Below are 16,206 nucleotides of genomic sequence, written 5' to 3' on the forward strand. Positions count from 1 at the left end.
CTACCATATAGGTGGTGCGATAATGACCGAAATGCCCAACGTTTTGTGGCTCGAAGAGATTTCAAAGGATGATATCCCATCCGTAGGGGGAAAAGGGGCCTCCCTCGGTGAAATGACTTCGGTAGGGCTGCCTGTCCCGAAAGCATTCGTTGTAACCGCTCAAGCCTTCAGAAAATTCCTTGTTGAGACCGGGCTTGAGGATTCTATCTTTACCCTCCTCTCAGACCTTGATGTCGATGACAACGAAGCGCTTGAAGAGGTTTCTCAGAGTGTCAAAGGACTTGTTCTTGGCGCCAAGATGCCTGAAGGAATAAAAGAGGAGATTCTTGCTGCCTATGGATCTATGGGTGATGGAGAACTGGTGGTCGCCGTCCGTTCCAGTGCTACGGCCGAAGACCTCCCTGACGCCAGTTTTGCCGGGCAGCAGGAGACCTACCTGAATATCAAGGGCGAAACCGATGTGATCGAAGCCGTCCAGATGTGCTGGGCATCCCTGTATGGCGCCCGTGCCGTCTACTATCGTGCGAAGCAGGGCTTCGACGACCGGACCGTGAACATCGCTGTCGTGATCCAGCAACTCATCGGTTCTGAAAAGTCTGGCGTGATGTTCTCATCACATCCTGTGAGCGGCGAACCCCTCACCATCATCGAAGGTTCCTGGGGCCTTGGAGAGGCGGTCGTCTCGGGCAGCGTTTCCCCCGACAAGTATGTCTACGACCGCCGGCTCAAGCGGGTCGTCGACCGACTGATTTCGAACAAGGAGTACATGATCGTCCCGGTCGGGGACCATGGCACCGAACTGGTGGAGATCCCGAAGGACCGCCAGGACGAACCGGTCCTCTCCAACACCGAGGTAGAACGCCTCGCGGAGTACGGCCGGATCTCTGAGGAGCACTATGGCGTACCCCAGGACCTCGAGTGGGGGACTGTCGGGGATACCATCTATATCCTCCAGTCCAGGCCGATCACCACCATCGGAGTGAACAACCACGCGGCCACGGCTGCGGCGGCGCCGGCCAGTGAGCGGGGTGCAGTCATCCTGGAGGGCAACGGTGCGTCTCCGGGTGTGGCAAGCGGCCCGGTGATCATTGTCCATGACGTCAAGGCCCTCGGCAAAGTCAAAGACGGCGACATCCTCGTGGCGAAGATGACAAACCCCGACATGGTCCCTGCGATGCGCAAGGTCTCCGGCATTGTCACCGACGAGGGCGGGATGACCTGCCACGCAGCGATCGTATCGAGGGAACTCGGCACCCCTGCAGTCGTCGGGACGAAAACGGCTACAAAGACGCTGAAGAACGGACAGATGGTCACGATCGATGGTGAGAAGGGTCTTGTCTTCGAAGGCGCATCAGCGGTCCCTGCCGCCGCCCAGGCGATGCCTGCCGGCCAGATGGCCGGTGCAGCCGTTGTTCCGGCCCCGATCATCACCGCAACGAGCATCAAGGTGAATGTGTCCATGCCTGAGGCCGCCATGCGGGCCGCAGCCACCGGCGCAGACGGCGTCGGGCTTCTGCGGATCGAACACCTCATCCTCGGCCTGAACAAGACCCCCGGCTGGTTCATCAAGAACGGCAAGGAAGAGGAGTTCATCTCCGAACTCTATACCGGGATCAAGACCGTTCTCGACGCCTTCCCTGGCAAGCCCGTCTGGGTCAGGACCCTCGACGCTCCCACCGACGAGTTCAGGAACATGCTCGGCGGCGAAGAAGAGCCTGATGAGCACAACCCGATGCTCGGCTGGCGCGGGATCCGCCGTGACCTCCAGAGCGAGGCCCAGTTCAGGATGCAGGTCGAGACCTTCAAGCGGCTCTGGGACCAGGGCTATGACAACCTCGGTCTGATGTTCCCACTCGTCTCCCACCCCGATCAGTTCATCAGGGCAAAAGAGCTCATCGCCAGTTGGGGCGTGAACGTCGACGCCGTCGACCTCGGCATCATGATCGAGATCCCGGCGTGCGCCATCCTCATCGAGGACTTCTGCAAGGCCGGCATCTCGTTTGCCTCCTTCGGGACCAACGATCTCATCCAGTACACCATTGCCATCGACCGGAACAACCAGTTGATCTCCTCCATGTACTGGCCCAAGCACCCGGCGGTGCTCAAACTGATCCACGACGCCATCGCCGTCTGCCGGAAGTACGATGTCGAGTGCTCGATCTGCGGCCAGGCCGGTTCAGATCCGAAGATGGTCGAGTGGTTGATCGGGAACGGGATCACCAGCGTATCTGCAAACATCGATGCCGTCCCCAAGATCAGGGAGACAGCAGCAAGGACGGAGAAGCGGCTGATCCTTGACGCAGTGAGATCCAAGAATGCAGGCGAATGGAATATCTGAAGAGGAACTTTTTTCCTTCCTCTCTTTGAAGAAAGGAGAGGATTCGAACTATCATCATGTGCTGAGTTCGATGTGTACGATTCCCCACCCGGTCGCGGTGCGGGCACATCAGATGTTTATTGAGGCAAACCTCGGGGATCCCGGTCTCTTTGCAGGGACGGCTTCGATCGAGGAACTTCTTATCGAGCGGCTGGGCACGCTCTTCCATCATCCGAAGGCCGGAGGGTATGCCACCTCGGGCGGGACCGAATCGAACCTCCAGGCGCTGCGGATCTTTGCAAAAATGAAGAGTTCGAGGCGTCCGAATGTGGTGGTCCCGGAGTCCGCGCACTTTTCGTTTGAGAAGGCCTGCGATATTCTCTCCCTTGAGATGCGGACCGTCCCGTCCGACGAGACCTTCAGGATGGATGTCGACGCCCTCCAGGATCGGATCGACGAGAACACCTGCTGTGTCGTTGCCGTCGCCGGGACGACCGAGTATGGGGTCGTCGACCCGATCAGGGTGGTCTCCGAGATCACCCATGACGCTGGTGTCCCTCTCCATGTGGACGCCGCCTTCGGCGGACTGGTGATCCCCTTCCTGGATCCTGAGATCCCCTTCGACTTCGCCCTCCCCGGCGTCTCGTCCATTGCGGTGGATCCGCACAAGATGGGAATGAGCACCATCCCGTGCGGGAGTCTGCTGGTCCGCGAGCCCTCGTGGTTCGGCCTCCTCAATGTGGAGACCCCGTACCTGACGGTGAAGCAGGAGTGCACTCTGGCCGGGACGAGGTCGGGTGGAGCGGTCGTCGGTGCCTTTGCCGTCCTTGAGTATCTCGGGATGAGCGGGATGAAGGCGGTCGTCGAAGGATGTATGAAGAATACCCGTCGGCTCATCGAAGGTATGGAGACCCATGGGTACCGACGTGCGGTCACGCCCGACCTGAACGTGGCGACCTTCGAGGCCGGCGCCGTCCCGCCCGGATGGCGGGTCTCATGGACCAGACGCGGTCATATGCGCACGGTTATGATGCCCCATGTGACCCGGGACGTGATCGAGGAGTTTGTACGAGATATTGGCGAGATGGATGCTTGAACGTCTGATTGAATCACTGGAAGCCGCGCCGATGGTGCGGCGGGGAGAATACAACTACTTTATCCACCCGATCACCGATGGGGTGCCGCTCCTCGACCCGGCCCTCTTGCGCGACGTGGCGTGTGCGATGGTTACGGTGATGGACCTTCACGGCGTGGACAAGATCGTCACCGCCGAGGCGATGGGAATCCATATCGGAACCGCGCTCTCGCTGATGACCGACATCCCGCTGAACATCCTGCGCAAGCGTTCGTATTCCCTGCCCGGCGAGATCGCCGTCCATCAGTCGACCGGGTACTCGACCGGACAACTTTACCTGAACGGGATCGAGAAGGGAGACCGGGTGGTCGTGATCGACGACGTGATCTCCACCGGAGGAACACTGAAGGCGGTCCTTGCCGCCCTCGAGAACGCAGGGGCCGAGATCGCCGATGTTTGCGTGGTGATCCAGCGCGGCGAGCCCGAACTCGGACGGGCGTACACGCCCTTAGTCACGATTGATGTGGATGCCGATGGAGTCAGGGTCATTGATACCTGCCGCTGAACTGGCGGCCAGGGTGCGCGCGGCGGGAGCGCGGCGGGTCGTTCTCCAGCTTCCCGACGGGCTGAAGCGCCGGGCGCCCTCTTTGGTCCGGGCGTTCGGAGCGGAGGGGATCGAGGTTGCAGCCGTCGCCGGCGATCCGTGTTACGGGGCCTGCGACCTGGCCCTGGACACCGTCGCCCTGACCGGGGCCGACCTCCTGGTCCATGTCGGGCATGCGCCGGTCGAGGAACGGGAGGGGGTGCTGTACGAGCACCTCTCCTTCGACTTCGACCCCGCGGCCGTGGCCGCGGCCCTCCCCCTCCTCCACGGTACCGAGGTGGGTCTGGTCACCACGGTCCAGCACGTTCATCTCCTCAAGGAGGTCGCCGAGGTGCTGGCCGCACACGGGGTCAGGGCCGAGGTCGGCCCAGGCGAGGGACGGACCCCGCTCCCCGGCCAGGTGCTCGGGTGCAGTTATGCGAATGCCCGCGCCCTCTCGGCCCCCGAGATCCTGTATGTCGGGACTGGCGTCTTTCATGCCATCGGGGTTGCCCTTGCCACCGGCAAGCATGTCATCGCCCTCGATCCGTACTCTGGCGAGGTGCGCGAGGTCTCGGGGGACGCCGACCGCCTGCTCAGACGGCGTTTCGCCCTCATCGAGAAGGCGCGGTCGGCCGAGTGCGTCGGGATCATCCTCTCCACCAAGAGCGGGCAGGCCCGACCTGCACTCGCGGCGCGCCTGGCCGCGCTCTCCGAGAAGGCGATGGTGATCACGATGCGCGAGGTCTCGGCGGCCGAGATGATCAACTTCGGGTGCGGGGCCTATGTGAACACCGCCTGCCCGCGCCTGGCCTATGACGACCAGGTCCGCTTCCCGGTCCCTCTCCTCACCCCACAGGAGTTCGAGGTTCTGGTCGGGGCGCGGGCCTGGGAGGAGTACGAGGTCGACGAGATCGTGTGATCTCTGTGGGTGACAGGGCTGCTATGTCCCCCCCTGTCCCCTCGTGAGGGGGTGATCAAGAACTTCGGCACAGCCGAAGATTGATTAACCCTGAGGTGGAGGCTGAGGGTATGTGGCCTCCCGGCGGACGCGCCCTCCCTCTCCTTGGTCTGGTCGTCGTATTTTTCGTCGTGCTGTTTGCTCTTCTTCTGTATCCGCACTATGGCGGGTACGATCTTGCCCTCCCGGCCGAACCCGGTGTTGACCATGCGGTCATTCACCTCTCAGAGGATGACATTCTTGCCCATCCTGCGCTGTATGACCTGTTGGTAAAGGGGGAGAAGGTCGGCCGCCCCTCTCCGTTCCCCTACTCGAGGATCATGTGGCGGCACGAGAATATGATGGAGGGCTGGAGCCCCCGTGTCCTCTCCTGTCTCGAAGACCGAGAGTTCCTTGAAAATGTCCCTCCAACGGTCCTTGAGTATGGGGGGTCATATTTCTCCATCGCTGTCGTCAGGGGGTGAGGTGTCGGGGTATCGTCCGGCAACTTCATCCACTTTCCTCACCAACGCGTACACCAACGTATGAGGCTGAAACACCTGGAGATGAGGCTCCAGCGGCTCAAGGGCTTCCCTGCCCCAAGGCCGGTACTGGAGCAGTACGCGACGCCCGCCGACGTCGCCGCCCGCCTCCTGTACCATGCCTCGACCGAGGGTGCGATTGCGGGCCGGCGAGTGCTCGACCTCGGGTGCGGGACCGGGGTCCTCGCCTGCGGCGCGGCCCTCCTCGGTGCCGGCGAGGTCGTCGGGATCGATCTGGACCAGGGGGCCTTGCGGACCGCCCGGAGAAATGCAGATGATCTCGGGGTGGACTTCGCCCTCGTCCGCGGCGAGGTCGGCACCGCCTTTCCTATCCGCCCCGACACCTTCGAGACTGTCGTGATGAACCCCCCCTTCGGGGCGCAGAAAAAACATGCCGACCGACCCTTCATCGACTGCGCCCTCGTGGCCGCGCCGGTCGTCTATGGGATCTTCAATGCGGGTTCGCTGCGCTTTGTCGAGGAGTATGTGAGGGGTAGGGGGGAGGTCACCGGTGCGGTCGAGGGCTCGTTCGCCATTCCACGGACCTTCGCCTTTCACCGGAAGGACCGGATGGAGATCCCGGTCGAGGTGCTCAGGATCGAGAGGACCGGAGGATGCTGAAGGAACTCCGATCGGTCCTCGCTCTCTCGTGGGGCCACTTCGTCATCGACGTCTACTCGCCGGTCATCCCGGCGGTCCTTCCCCTCCTCATCGCGACGCACGGGTGGTCGTATGTCGTCGCCGGCCTTCTGGTTGCCGGGTTCAACATCACCTCCTCGCTCCTCCAGCCCTTTGTCGGGTGGCTTGCCGATCGGCGCGGCGTCGCCGTCCCCTTCCCGGTCCCCTTTCTCATCGCCTCGATCTGCATCGGAGTCTTCGGGTTCATCGGGAGTTATCCGGTCCTGCTGATCTGCGCTTGTCTTGCAGCCTTCGGCGCGGCGCTCTTCCACCCGTCGGCGATGGCGATGGTCAACCGCCTGACCAGGACCGAGAACCGCGGGCGGTTAACTTCGATCTTCGTCATCGGCGGCAACCTGGGTTTTGCCCTCGGCCCGGTCCTGGCAGGCCTGGCCGTCGGTGCCTTCGGTCTCCACGGCCTTCTTTTCCTTGCCATCCCCGGTCTCCTGATGGCAGGCCTCTTCGGCTTCCTCCTGCCGGCTGAAGGAACTGAGCCGGTGAAGAGGACCGAAGAGGAAGCAGAAGCAGGGGGCCCGCTCTCGCTCAGACCGATCGCGATGGTCGTGGGCGTCGGGGCGCTGAGGTCATGGGCGATCTTCGCCGCCGTCGCCTTTCTCCCGACCTATATCCACGCCACCCTCGATGTCGACCTGGTCACCGCCAACACCCTCGTCTCCCTGATGCTCGTTGCCGGCGTCGTCGGGCAGTATGTCGGCGGGTCTCTCTCCGATACCTACGGGCGAAAAGAGTACACCTTCCTCGGCCTCGTCGCCTCGGTCCCGCCATTCATTCTCTTCCTCATGACGGATGGGCCTCTCTCCTATGCCGGCCTCCTCCTCTTCGGCTTCCTCCTCTGGTCCACCTTCTCTGTGACCGTGGCGATGGGCCAGGAAGTGATGCCTGGAAGGGCCGGCCTCGCCTCAGGACTGATGCTCGGCCTGGCCGTCGGTGCCGGCGGTCTGGGGGTGATCGTGAGCGGGGTGGTTGCCGATGCCTTCTCTCTCGACGCCGCTCTCGCCACCCTCCTGGTCCCTATCATTGCCGCTGCACTCCTCACCCTCTTCGTCCCCTATCCCTGGGCTTCGTTCGGGCGGTGGTTGAGGTCAGGGGCGCAGTGATCGGGCGTTGACCGGGATGAATTTCACTCCGTGTCTTTTTTGAAGAAAAGCCGACAGTGGCAGTTGCCGTCCTCTTCGATCTCGTCCTGATGATAGATGCAGGGGCAGATGATCTTTTTGTCCTCCTCGACATCGCCGCTCCTGAGCCGGCACGGGCAATACTGTTCGCCGAACCTGAGCGTGTTGCGCGCAAGTCCCTTGATCACGGTATGCAGTTGTCGGTCGTCCGGGTTCAGGGTCCACCCGTTTTTCCGGGCATAATCTTTAGTCCAGGCAAGGATCTGTTCTTCGAGTTCTTCCTGTGTCAGGTCAGTCATATCATCACCTTGTTGGTATCGGGCTTTAGGTTTGCCCGGGTTTGTAGTAAACTTCCTGAGTGATCTTTCTGCCGTGGGGGGGGTCGGGGTTTTCTCCCCCCGGCGCGAGAGCAGAGATGAGAATTCCTCGTTTTTCTGATGGAGTGGGAAGGCAGCGGGCTGATCGTTCAGAGGGTGATCCTGTTCTTTGCCGATCCATCACGCAGGGGCAAGGGTGTGGTCAGCCCTGATGTTCACTCCAGGAGAGAAATTCTCCAGATCAAAAAAAGTATTCGTGAACCTTTCGCTCACTCGCGCTCTTCGATGCTCTTGATCATCCCGAGGAAGACCTTCTTCCCGTCGGCCGATCCGAGCACCTCCTCAGAGGCCCGCTCTGGGTGAGGCATCATGCAGAGGACATTGCGGGCAGGTCCGCCGAGGACACCGGTGATGTTCTCCGCGGCGCCGTTTGGGTTCACGGCCGGGGTCACCTCGCCCTGCTCGTCGCAGAAGCGGAATGCGATCCGTCCCTCTGCGTTGAGTCTGGCGATTTCTTCCTGGGAAGCGACGTAGCGGCCTTCCTTGTGGGCGATCGGGATCCTGACCACCTCGCCCTTCTTGAAGAGGCGGGTGAACGGCGAGGTGTTCTCCTCGACCCGCAGGCAGACCGGTTTGCAGATGAAGGTGGGGCTGGCATTCATCGTGAAGATGCCGGGCACCATCCCGCTCTCCGCCCCGATCTGTGCGCCATTGCAGATCCCGAGGACCAGTCCGCCGGCCTGCGCATGCCTGACCACGGTGTCCATGATCCCGGTCCGTGCGGCGATCGCCCCGGCCCTGAGGTAGTCGCCGTAGCTGAATCCGCCGGGGAGGACGATTGCGTCGTAGTCCTCTTTGAGTCCGTCCTTGTACCAAACAAGATCGCAATCGGCCCCGCAGACCTCTGAGATGACGTACTGGACGTCGCGGTCGCAGTTGCTCCCCCCGAACTGGACCACCGCGAATTTCATGCCAGTACCTCGACCTCGTAGCGGTGGATGACCGGGTTGGCAAGGAGGCGTTCGCACATCTGCTCGACCAGAGCCTGTGCGGCCGCCCGGTCCTCAGCATCCAGGGCGATGGTGAAGACCCTGGCCGTGGAGAGTCCTTCGGTCTCAAACCCGATGTTGGCAAGGGCGTGCTGGATGGCACGCGCCTCGGGATCGAGCATCCCTTCCTTGAGTCCAATCGTAACCTTTGCGGTGAATTTCATTCTTTATTCCTCCTCGACAAGTCTCTTTGCCACCTCAGCGTAGGTGGCCATCACGTCCCCCTTGTCGAAGCGGTAGACGTCCTTGTCCATCGAGGCATGGGTCTGTTTGTCCCACAGGCGCATCGAGTCCATCGAGATCTCGTCTCCCAGCAGAACCTCGCCGCCGTGCCGGCCGAACTCGAGTTTGAAGTCGACGAGGTCGAGCCCGATCGCATCGACCCGTGCCTTGAGGAGACTGTTGATCTTCAGGGCCGTCTGCTTCACAGCCTCGATCTCCTCAACCGTCATAAAGCCCAGCGCCACGATGATCTCGTCGTTGATCATCGGGTCGTGCCGCTCGTCGTCCTTGTAGTCCAGGACAATCACCGGGGGGTTAAGAGGTGCGCCCTCCTCGAAGGGGTAGTTGCGTACCAGTGAACCTGCGGCGATGTTGCGGACGATCACCTCGACCGGGATCATTTCCAGCGGCCTGACGATCATCGTCCGCTCGTCCTCCATCCTGACAAAGTGGCTCTTGATCCCGTTCTCCTCCAGGTACCTGAAGAGGTATGCCGAGACCCTGGCATTGTACACGCCCTTGGAAGAGAGTTCGTCTTTCTTTGCACCGTCAAAAGCGGTGATATCGTCCCTGAACTTCACGATCAGTTCGTCAGGGTTTTCGGAACGGAAGACGGACTTCGCCTTTCCGCGGTAGATGGGTTCCTGTTCAGTCACAATGACCTCTCCTCAATTTCTCTCTGGAGTTTATGGATGAGAGGGGCGATGGTATCGGAATACCAGCCCCTCTCGATGAACCTCGGATAGATGCAGAGCCGCTCGCAGAGGCTTGGGTCCCCGACCGTCTTCCTGAGCCCCTCGATCTGGGGCCAGGGGTGTTCGGGGTTGACGTAGTCGATGGTGAGCGGCGAAACCCCGCCGAGGTCGTTGACTCCGCATCTGATGAGCCTCTCTGCATCGGCAAGGTTCGGGGGGATCTGGACGGCGACCTCCGGGGGAAGGATCTCCCGGGCAAGGGAGATCGTCCCGGCCATCTCCTCGGTCGATGCCGGGGTGGCACCCCCCATGTCCGTCCCCTCCTTCGGGCAGAAGTTCTGGATGATGACCTCCTGGATGTGCCCGTACCGTCTCTGCAGGCCGGCGATCACTTCGAGCGACTCCTCGCGGTCGGCCGGTGTCTCGCCGATCCCGATGAGCAGACCGGTGGTGAACGGGATCCTGAGCCTGCCCGCCTCTTCGATCATCTCGATCCGCACCGCCGGGTCCTTGCCCGGCGAGTTGCGATGGGCCGGGATCTCTGCGGTGGTCTCAAGCATCAGTCCCATGCTCGCATTCACCTCCCTGAACCGTTCGAGTTCAGCGGGGGTGAGAATGCCTGCGTTGGTGTGCGGCAGGACGCCGGCCCGGATAGCGTACAGACAGAGGTCGTAACAATAGTCAAGAATATCGGCATAGCCGAGCGCGGCAAGGTGGTCGGAGAACCCGGGCACCTCCCCTGGCCGTTCCCCGAAGGTGAAGAGGGCCTCCGTGCAGCCGAGGCGGGCGCCGGTGTCGATGGTCCGGTGCGCCTCTTCCGGCGGCAGCACGCACCCCTCCCCCGCTGTCTGTCTGAAGCAGCAATAGCCGCAGGCGTTCTTGCAGACGTGGGTGAGGGGAAGGAAGACATTGCGTGAATAGGTGATCACCTTGCGGTGCATGCAGGTACCATTCCCCTTCCACCTTCTTGTAACCTTCGCGATTGGGTGCCTGACCCTTGTGGGAGAGTGAGATTGGCCTGAGTTTCAGGGTGTCCCCTTTCCGATTGCTTTTTGCATCTATCTGGCCAACTCTCTCTGAAATGGCCATAGACGCGATCATACCGTTCAAGCCGAAGAACCCCAAGACCCGCCTTTCCTGCATCATGGAGCAGGACGAGCGGGAGGCGTTCGCACGCGCCATGCTCTCGGACGTCCTCGCCGCCGTCCGCGCTGCAGGCTGCGCCCCCACTCTCCTCAGCACCGGCCCCTTCGAGCACCCCGACGCCCGGGTCGTCGTGGACCCTGCAGGACTCAACGAATCCCTGAACCGCGTGCTCGCGACTGCACAAGAACCGGTCCTTATTATTATGGCAGACCTCCCCCTCGCCACTCCAGAGGCGGTCGGCAGGATGATCGGGACCGATGCTCAGATGGCGATCGCTCCCGGCCTGGGTGGCGGGACGAATGCGATCTTTGTGAAAGAGCCCTCCCGGTATCATGTGGACTATTATGGCGCAAGTTTCTGCAAACACATGGCGATCGCCGCCGAGGCGGGACTCTCCTGTGAGGTCACCGACTCCTTCAGGCTTCACACCGACGTCGACGAAAAAGAGGATCTCGTCGAGGTCCTGATCCACGGGCAGGGATCTGCCGCCTGCAGGTGCCTCGACTCACTCGGGTTTGCCCTCTCCATCGAACGCGGCCGGGTCGGCGTGGAGCGCCGCACCCATAAAGAGGCACTCTGATGCGTCGATAGTGGGTATTCCATATTCTTCGTTGAGTTCGATTCCCGTGCCGCGCACCAGCACGGCCGGGACGCACTCGTCCGCCTCGCCCATCAGGAGTTCGGCCGCCGAGGCCAGACAGTCGCCGACGGCGCGCTTGGTCACCTCGAGTTTGCGCCCGAAGAGATCGCATCTGCCCGACTCGTCGACGACGGCCGAGAGCCCCGCGCATCCGATCGCGACGCCACTGCACCCGAGGCGCATCGCATGGGTGCGCGAGTCGATGACGAGCACCCCGGTATTCACGCCCAGTCGTGCGCGCACCTCCGCCCGCACCCGTCCGGCCGAGGCGTCGGGATCGCGGGGGAGGGGGACGACCGTCCCGTCGGGGGCGTTCGAGTGGTCCGCGCCGGCGTTCGGGAGAAGGGTGCCGTTCTTGAGGGTGAGCAGGAACCCCGGGATCCCGCCGACCACCCGGTCGCTCTCCCTGAGGACCACCTCGGTGATCGCCGGGTCGATGGCATAGCGCTCGGCAAGCCGGCGCGCCTCGTCGGAGGGGACGACCTCGTCGAGACGGACCGTCCTTCCCTCGGCCGTCGCCACCGCGGACTCGGCGAGCAGGATGATGTCGCCGTCCCGGATCCCCTCGCACGCCGCGGCCTCTGCGGCCGAGACGACCCTCTCCGCGACGTCGTCGCCGTCCCGGATCAGTCCGGTCTCCAGGGCATAGACCGCATACCACCGGCTCATCTGCTCATCTCCATCTTCTCGACCACCAGGATCGTGTCTCTCGTCGCCGCCACGTCGTGGGCCCTCACCATGTCGGCGTGCGGCAGGAGTCTGGTCGTGACCGCGAGGGTGGCGGCCAGACGCTCTTCCGAGGGCCTGCCGACGAGGTCGCCGAGGTAGGACTTTCTGGATATGGCGATGAGGACCGGTCGCCCGAGTTCCTGGAAGCGGTCGAAGTGGCGACAGAGGTCCCAATCGTCGTCGAAGGTCCGTTCAGCCGTCCAGTTCCCGACGGCCGGGTCGAGGATAAGGTCGGTGATCCCGGCACGCTCGGCCCGCGCGCTCACTTCTTTGAGGGCGTCGAGGGTCGCCGCCGTCCCGCGCGGGTCGCCGGGCCGGTGCTGTGCCGCCATCCCGATGACCGGGAGACCGGCGTCGGCGGCGACGGTTGCGTACGCGGAGTTCGCAAGTCCGCCGATGTCGTTGATCGCATGAACATCATGGCGGAGGCAGGCCTCCAGCACCTCGGGGTACATCGTGTCCACCGAGAGCGTGATCCCTGATCCATCGAGGGCCGAGAGGGCGGCGGTGATCCGGCCGATCTCTTCCTGGACAGTGATCGGGACCGAGTGCGGGGCCGTGGACCGAGCACCCAGGTCGATGAGGTCGGCACCTGCATCGATCATCTGGAAGGCGCGTTCACGCACCGTCGCTTCGGGTACATATGAACCGGAAAAAAAAGATTCAGGGCTGCAATTGATCACGCCCATCAGGCGGACCGATGCGCCGCCCCCGACCTGCATCCCGTTTACTGTGCAGGGTCGCATGACATCGCCCGCGCCGCCTTGAGAGTATTCTCCATCAGGGTGGCGATGGTCATCGGCCCGACCCCGCCGGGTACCGGGGTGATGGCCGACGCCTTCTCGACCACCGAGTCAAAGTCCACATCTCCACAGAGTTTGCCGTTCTCGTCGTGGTTGATCCCGACGTCGATGACCACGGCACCCTCTTTAACCATGTCGGCAGTTACGAATCTCGCCTTGCCGATCCCTGAGACCAGGATGTCGGCCTGCTGCATGATTGCAGGGAGGTTCTGGGTCTTGGAGTGGCAGATCGTCACGGTCGCGTCGGCGTTGAGGAGCAGAGCGGCCATCGGCCGTCCGACGTCCACGCTCCGTCCCACGACGACGGCGTTCTTGCCGGCGATCTCGATCCCGTACTCGGCGAGCATCGTCATGATGCCCTGCGGGGTGCAGGGGACGAAGCCGGGGTGCCCCGAATAGAGGCGGCCGATGCTGACCGGGTGGAACCCATCCACGTCCTTTTCAGGGGAGACGGCGTCGATCACTGCCTGGGTGTCCACCTGCGGCGGGAGCGGGAGCTGCACCAGGATCCCGGAGACTTCCGGATCCTCGTTGAGCTTCTGCACGGTTGCCAGCACCTCGGCCGTCGTCGTTTCGGCAGGGAGGTCCGCACGGACCGAGGTGATCCCGACCTTTTCGCAGGCCTTGTGCTTCATCCTGACGTACATCTGGGATGCGGGATCCTCCCCCACCAGCACGGTGGCGAGGGAGGGGTGGATGCCCGACTCCTCGATCTCTTCTTTGATGAGGTTCAGCCTCTTCTCAGAGAGCGTCTTGCCATTGAGTATCATTCTGTTACCGCGTAGATGGAGAACTTGCTTGCGAGCGCCTCAACCTCTGTCTTCACCCCTGCGATCTTCTCCTTGTTCTCGATGTCGTTGAGGACAGTGGCGATGAAGTGCCCGATGGCTTTCATCTCTTCTTCTTTCATGCCCCGTGAGGTGACAGCCGGGGTGCCGATCCGCAGACCGCTCGTCACGAAGGGCGAGAGGGTCTCGCGCGGGATGGTGTTCTTGTTGACGGTGATGCCGGCGTCGTGAAGTGCATTCTCGGCCTGAAGTCCGGTGAGGCCCTTGTCGGAGAGGTCGAGGAGCATCAGGTGGTTGTCGGTGCCGCCGGAGACCAGGCGGTAGCCTTCGCTGTCGAGGGTGGCGGCGAGGGTCTGTGCGTTGTTAACAACCTGTTTGCAGTAGTCTTTGTACGACTGGGTCAGGGCTTCCTTGAAGCAGACCGCCTTGGCGGCGATGATGTGCATCAGCGGACCGCCCTGCAGACCGGGGAAGACCGCCTTGTTGATGGCCTGTCCGAACTCCTCACGGCACATGATCGCGCCGCCGCGGGGGCCGCGGAGGGTCTTGTGGGTGGTCGTCGTGGTGAAGGGGAGGACGTCGATTGGCGAATTGTGAAGGCCGGTGGCGACGAGGCCCGCGATGTGGGCAATGTCGGCCACACAGGAGGATCCGACCTCTTCGGCGATCTCACCGAAGGCCTTGAAGTCGATCTCGCGCGGGTAGGCCGAGGCGCCGCAGACGATCATCTGGGGCTTCTCTTTTCTGGCCATATCGGCGAGGGCCGCGTAGTCGATGACCTCGGTCTCGTGGTCGACGCCGTACTGGACGACATCGTACATCTTGCCTGAGAAGCTCACCGGCGAACCGTGGGAGAGGTGGCCGCCCTCGGAGAGTTTCATGGACATGATCTTGTCGCCGTAGTTGATGGCGGAGAAGTAGACCGCCATGTTGGCGCCCGAACCCGAGTGGGGCTGGACGTTGGCGTACTCGGCACCGAAGAGTTTGCAGAGGCGGTCCTTTGCGAGGTTCTCGATCATGTCATAATACTCGCAACCCCCGTAGTAGCGCTTGCCAGGGTAGCCTTCTGCATATTTGTTGGTAAGGATCGAGCCTGCGGTCTCGAGGACGGCCTTCGAGACAACATTTTCAGATGCGATCAGTTCGAGCCCGTTTGTCTGTCGCAGCCGCTCTTTCTCGATGAGCGCTGCGATTTCAGGATCAGTATCGGCAAGACTAGACATGTACAAAAAGGTTGTATTGCTAGGTATTATGTCTTCGTCCGATAGCCCGGAGATGTCAGCGAGCAGGGGGGTGAGATGGCGGGGCGTCGAAAGATCTTCCCCCTGCGGGAGAGAGCAGGGTAAAGTATCTCGTTCTTCTGTGGGGACAACCCTTCTGATCGACGTGCCTTCCTCATGAACCGCACCGGGGGCGCTGCCCCCGTAAACTCCGGGATTGTGATAGGGGTGGGAGGGCTGGCGATGATTGTTCAGAGGGGGTTTCCGTACTCTGCCGATCTATCATAGAGGGGCGAAGGTGTGATCGGCTCCTCATGGTCACTCCAGAAGAGGAATGCAACAGAGCTGAATCTTATAATATGTCATCTGGATTGATCTCTTAGCGGGGGGCGGCCGCCGTCCATGAAAAGGTGGCCAAATGTCCGTACCGAGAACTGACACAGGTGCCCCCTGGTTCCCCCGCGTGAGGATCAAACCAGAGACGACGCCACGCTCTTTGTGATCTTTGATTCAGCCTTCCCGACTCAATCCCGGGGGTTCAGTGTTGTCACCCCGGTAAAAGAGAGAAACTCTCAAAAGAATCGTTTATATCGTATTTCTCCTGCATATTCGGGGCAGGGACAGTAGATCATACGTCTGGATTGATTCGCAATGGCCCTTTGTATCTCTTATCCTGCATTCGTCGCAGGAATACCGCAGGAAAAGAGCACAAGGATTATAGGTCAATAGAATCATCTTTATTTCGAGGGAAAATATGCTCAAAAAAGATGCAAAAGTAAAATTTCTTGAGCATCAACTTGAGGAGAGGGAGCGGGAGATAGTGTCTATGCATGGAGCGGAGAAGACTTTTATCAACCCGGAAGATGAGCGGGTCTACCGGCTTGAGCAGCGTGTGAGAGATCTTGAAGCCCTGGTCAAGGGGTTGACCGAGGAGGTGCTTGACCTCAAGACCATCACGATGAAACTCTATCGGGCCTATGAGACGAAGGCCCGGGCCGCCGAGAAACCAAGGTCAAGGGTTGTGGTGGATGAACGGGTTGAGGAGGTAGAACCGCCTGTACCGGTACAGATACCTGTGAAAGAGATACCGGAGGTCCGCGAAGAGGATGAGAGAGATCTCGATCTGATCATGCAGACGGACGGCACGCTCAAGCGTGAGCGTCGGTACGGTTCGGACTATATCATCGCCCCCACGAAGTATCAGGTACCTCCGGGCCTGGGTGGCGGGCGCAAGGGGGAGGCACCCCGCAAGTCCGTCAGAAAAGGCGGGGATATCATCTTCGCTGAGGAAGAAGACGACTCCATCACGAAATAAGGGGCTGTTGG

At 61.7% G+C, this 16,206-nt stretch carries 18 protein-coding genes; 9 read left to right on the top strand and 9 right to left on the bottom strand.

Annotation, left to right across the window (positions count from 1 at the left end; all coding sequences use genetic code 11):
• The first annotated feature begins 22 nt into the window (after positions 1 to 22).
• From ppsA to RJ40_RS09515, 7 genes are all read left to right on the top strand, one after another.
• Entirely contained in the window at positions 23 to 2,338 is a 2,316-nt protein-coding gene (gene ppsA / locus RJ40_RS09485) for a phosphoenolpyruvate synthase (protein ID WP_322743874.1), read from the top strand.
• The gene (mfnA, locus tag RJ40_RS09490) at positions 2,316 to 3,413 is read left to right on the top strand and encodes a tyrosine decarboxylase MfnA (RefSeq protein WP_265580616.1); all 1,098 of its coding nucleotides are present in this window, start codon (positions 2,316 to 2,318) and stop codon (positions 3,411 to 3,413) included. The genes ppsA and mfnA overlap by 23 nt, the downstream gene beginning before the upstream one ends.
• On the top strand, positions 3,406 to 3,957 hold the full coding sequence (hpt, locus tag RJ40_RS09495; RefSeq protein WP_265580617.1) for a hypoxanthine/guanine phosphoribosyltransferase: 552 nt from the start codon (positions 3,406 to 3,408) through the stop codon (positions 3,955 to 3,957). Before mfnA ends, hpt begins: the two co-directional genes overlap by 8 nt.
• The gene (gene dph2, locus RJ40_RS09500) at positions 3,926 to 4,897 is read left to right on the top strand and encodes a diphthamide biosynthesis enzyme Dph2 (protein ID WP_265580618.1); all 972 of its coding nucleotides are present in this window, start codon (positions 3,926 to 3,928) and stop codon (positions 4,895 to 4,897) included. Before hpt ends, dph2 begins: the two co-directional genes overlap by 32 nt.
• A gap of 110 nt (positions 4,898 to 5,007) precedes the next feature.
• A complete protein-coding gene (locus tag RJ40_RS09505; RefSeq protein ID WP_265580619.1) occupies positions 5,008 to 5,400 on the top strand; it encodes a hypothetical protein in 393 nt (130 codons plus the stop codon).
• A gap of 60 nt (positions 5,401 to 5,460) precedes the next feature.
• Positions 5,461 to 6,078 carry an METTL5 family protein gene (locus RJ40_RS09510; protein ID WP_265580620.1) on the top strand — a complete coding sequence of 206 codons (618 nt, stop codon included), beginning with the start codon at positions 5,461 to 5,463 and terminating at the stop codon, positions 6,076 to 6,078.
• Positions 6,072 to 7,253 carry an MFS transporter gene (locus RJ40_RS09515; RefSeq protein ID WP_265580621.1) on the top strand — a complete coding sequence of 394 codons (1,182 nt, stop codon included), beginning with the start codon at positions 6,072 to 6,074 and terminating at the stop codon, positions 7,251 to 7,253. The genes RJ40_RS09510 and RJ40_RS09515 overlap by 7 nt, the downstream gene beginning before the upstream one ends.
• 23 nt (positions 7,254 to 7,276) lie before the next feature.
• Here the strand turns inward: RJ40_RS09515 and RJ40_RS09520 are convergent, their stop codons facing one another.
• The 5 genes from RJ40_RS09520 to cofG form a co-directional block, all read right to left on the bottom strand.
• Positions 7,277 to 7,570, bottom strand: a complete 294-nt coding sequence (locus tag RJ40_RS09520) for a ferredoxin-thioredoxin reductase catalytic domain-containing protein (protein WP_265580622.1) — start codon at positions 7,568 to 7,570, stop codon at positions 7,277 to 7,279.
• Positions 7,571 to 7,857: 287 nt separating this feature from the next.
• On the bottom strand, positions 7,858 to 8,559 hold the full coding sequence (purQ, locus tag RJ40_RS09525; protein ID WP_265580623.1) for a phosphoribosylformylglycinamidine synthase I: 702 nt from the start codon (positions 8,557 to 8,559) through the stop codon (positions 7,858 to 7,860).
• On the bottom strand, positions 8,556 to 8,801 hold the full coding sequence (gene purS, locus RJ40_RS09530) for a phosphoribosylformylglycinamidine synthase subunit PurS (protein ID WP_265580624.1): 246 nt from the start codon (positions 8,799 to 8,801) through the stop codon (positions 8,556 to 8,558). Before purS ends, purQ begins: the two co-directional genes overlap by 4 nt.
• A gap of 3 nt (positions 8,802 to 8,804) precedes the next feature.
• Entirely contained in the window at positions 8,805 to 9,515 is a 711-nt protein-coding gene (gene purC, locus RJ40_RS09535) for a phosphoribosylaminoimidazolesuccinocarboxamide synthase (protein ID WP_265580625.1), read from the bottom strand.
• Positions 9,512 to 10,495, bottom strand: coding sequence for a 7,8-didemethyl-8-hydroxy-5-deazariboflavin synthase subunit CofG (gene cofG / locus RJ40_RS09540; RefSeq protein WP_265580626.1), 984 nt, complete (start codon positions 10,493 to 10,495; stop codon positions 9,512 to 9,514). The genes purC and cofG overlap by 4 nt, the downstream gene beginning before the upstream one ends.
• Before the next feature lie 140 nt (positions 10,496 to 10,635).
• Here cofG and cofC point away from each other — a divergent pair, with 140 nt between their 5' ends.
• On the top strand, positions 10,636 to 11,280 hold the full coding sequence (gene cofC / locus RJ40_RS09545; protein WP_265580627.1) for a 2-phospho-L-lactate guanylyltransferase: 645 nt from the start codon (positions 10,636 to 10,638) through the stop codon (positions 11,278 to 11,280).
• On the opposite strand, the gene cofE is transcribed toward cofC, so the two are convergent.
• Genes cofE through glyA form a run of 4 tightly spaced genes read right to left on the bottom strand, consistent with a single transcriptional unit; the run spans position 11,206 to position 14,883 of the window.
• Complete coding sequence (gene cofE / locus RJ40_RS09550; RefSeq protein ID WP_265580628.1) at positions 11,206 to 12,009, bottom strand: coenzyme F420-0:L-glutamate ligase; 804 nt, start codon at positions 12,007 to 12,009, stop codon at positions 11,206 to 11,208. The two genes, cofC and cofE, sit on opposite strands and share 75 nt — an antisense overlap.
• The gene (gene folP, locus RJ40_RS09555; protein WP_265580629.1) at positions 12,006 to 12,815 is read right to left on the bottom strand and encodes a dihydropteroate synthase; all 810 of its coding nucleotides are present in this window, start codon (positions 12,813 to 12,815) and stop codon (positions 12,006 to 12,008) included. Before folP ends, cofE begins: the two co-directional genes overlap by 4 nt.
• The gene (gene folD, locus RJ40_RS09560) at positions 12,797 to 13,642 is read right to left on the bottom strand and encodes a bifunctional methylenetetrahydrofolate dehydrogenase/methenyltetrahydrofolate cyclohydrolase FolD (RefSeq protein ID WP_265580630.1); all 846 of its coding nucleotides are present in this window, start codon (positions 13,640 to 13,642) and stop codon (positions 12,797 to 12,799) included. The genes folP and folD overlap by 19 nt, the downstream gene beginning before the upstream one ends.
• The gene (gene glyA, locus RJ40_RS09565) at positions 13,639 to 14,883 is read right to left on the bottom strand and encodes a serine hydroxymethyltransferase (RefSeq protein ID WP_265580631.1); all 1,245 of its coding nucleotides are present in this window, start codon (positions 14,881 to 14,883) and stop codon (positions 13,639 to 13,641) included. Before glyA ends, folD begins: the two co-directional genes overlap by 4 nt.
• A gap of 751 nt (positions 14,884 to 15,634) precedes the next feature.
• Between glyA and RJ40_RS09570 the strand changes: the two genes are divergently transcribed.
• Positions 15,635 to 16,195 (top strand): DUF7518 family protein, encoded by a 561-nt coding sequence (locus tag RJ40_RS09570; RefSeq protein ID WP_265580632.1) that lies wholly within the window; start codon positions 15,635 to 15,637, stop codon positions 16,193 to 16,195.
• Positions 16,196 to 16,206: the final 11 nt, after the last annotated feature.

The organism is Methanofollis aquaemaris, assembly GCF_017357525.1.
In the GTDB taxonomy this organism is placed as follows: domain Archaea; phylum Halobacteriota; class Methanomicrobia; order Methanomicrobiales; family Methanofollaceae; genus Methanofollis; species Methanofollis aquaemaris.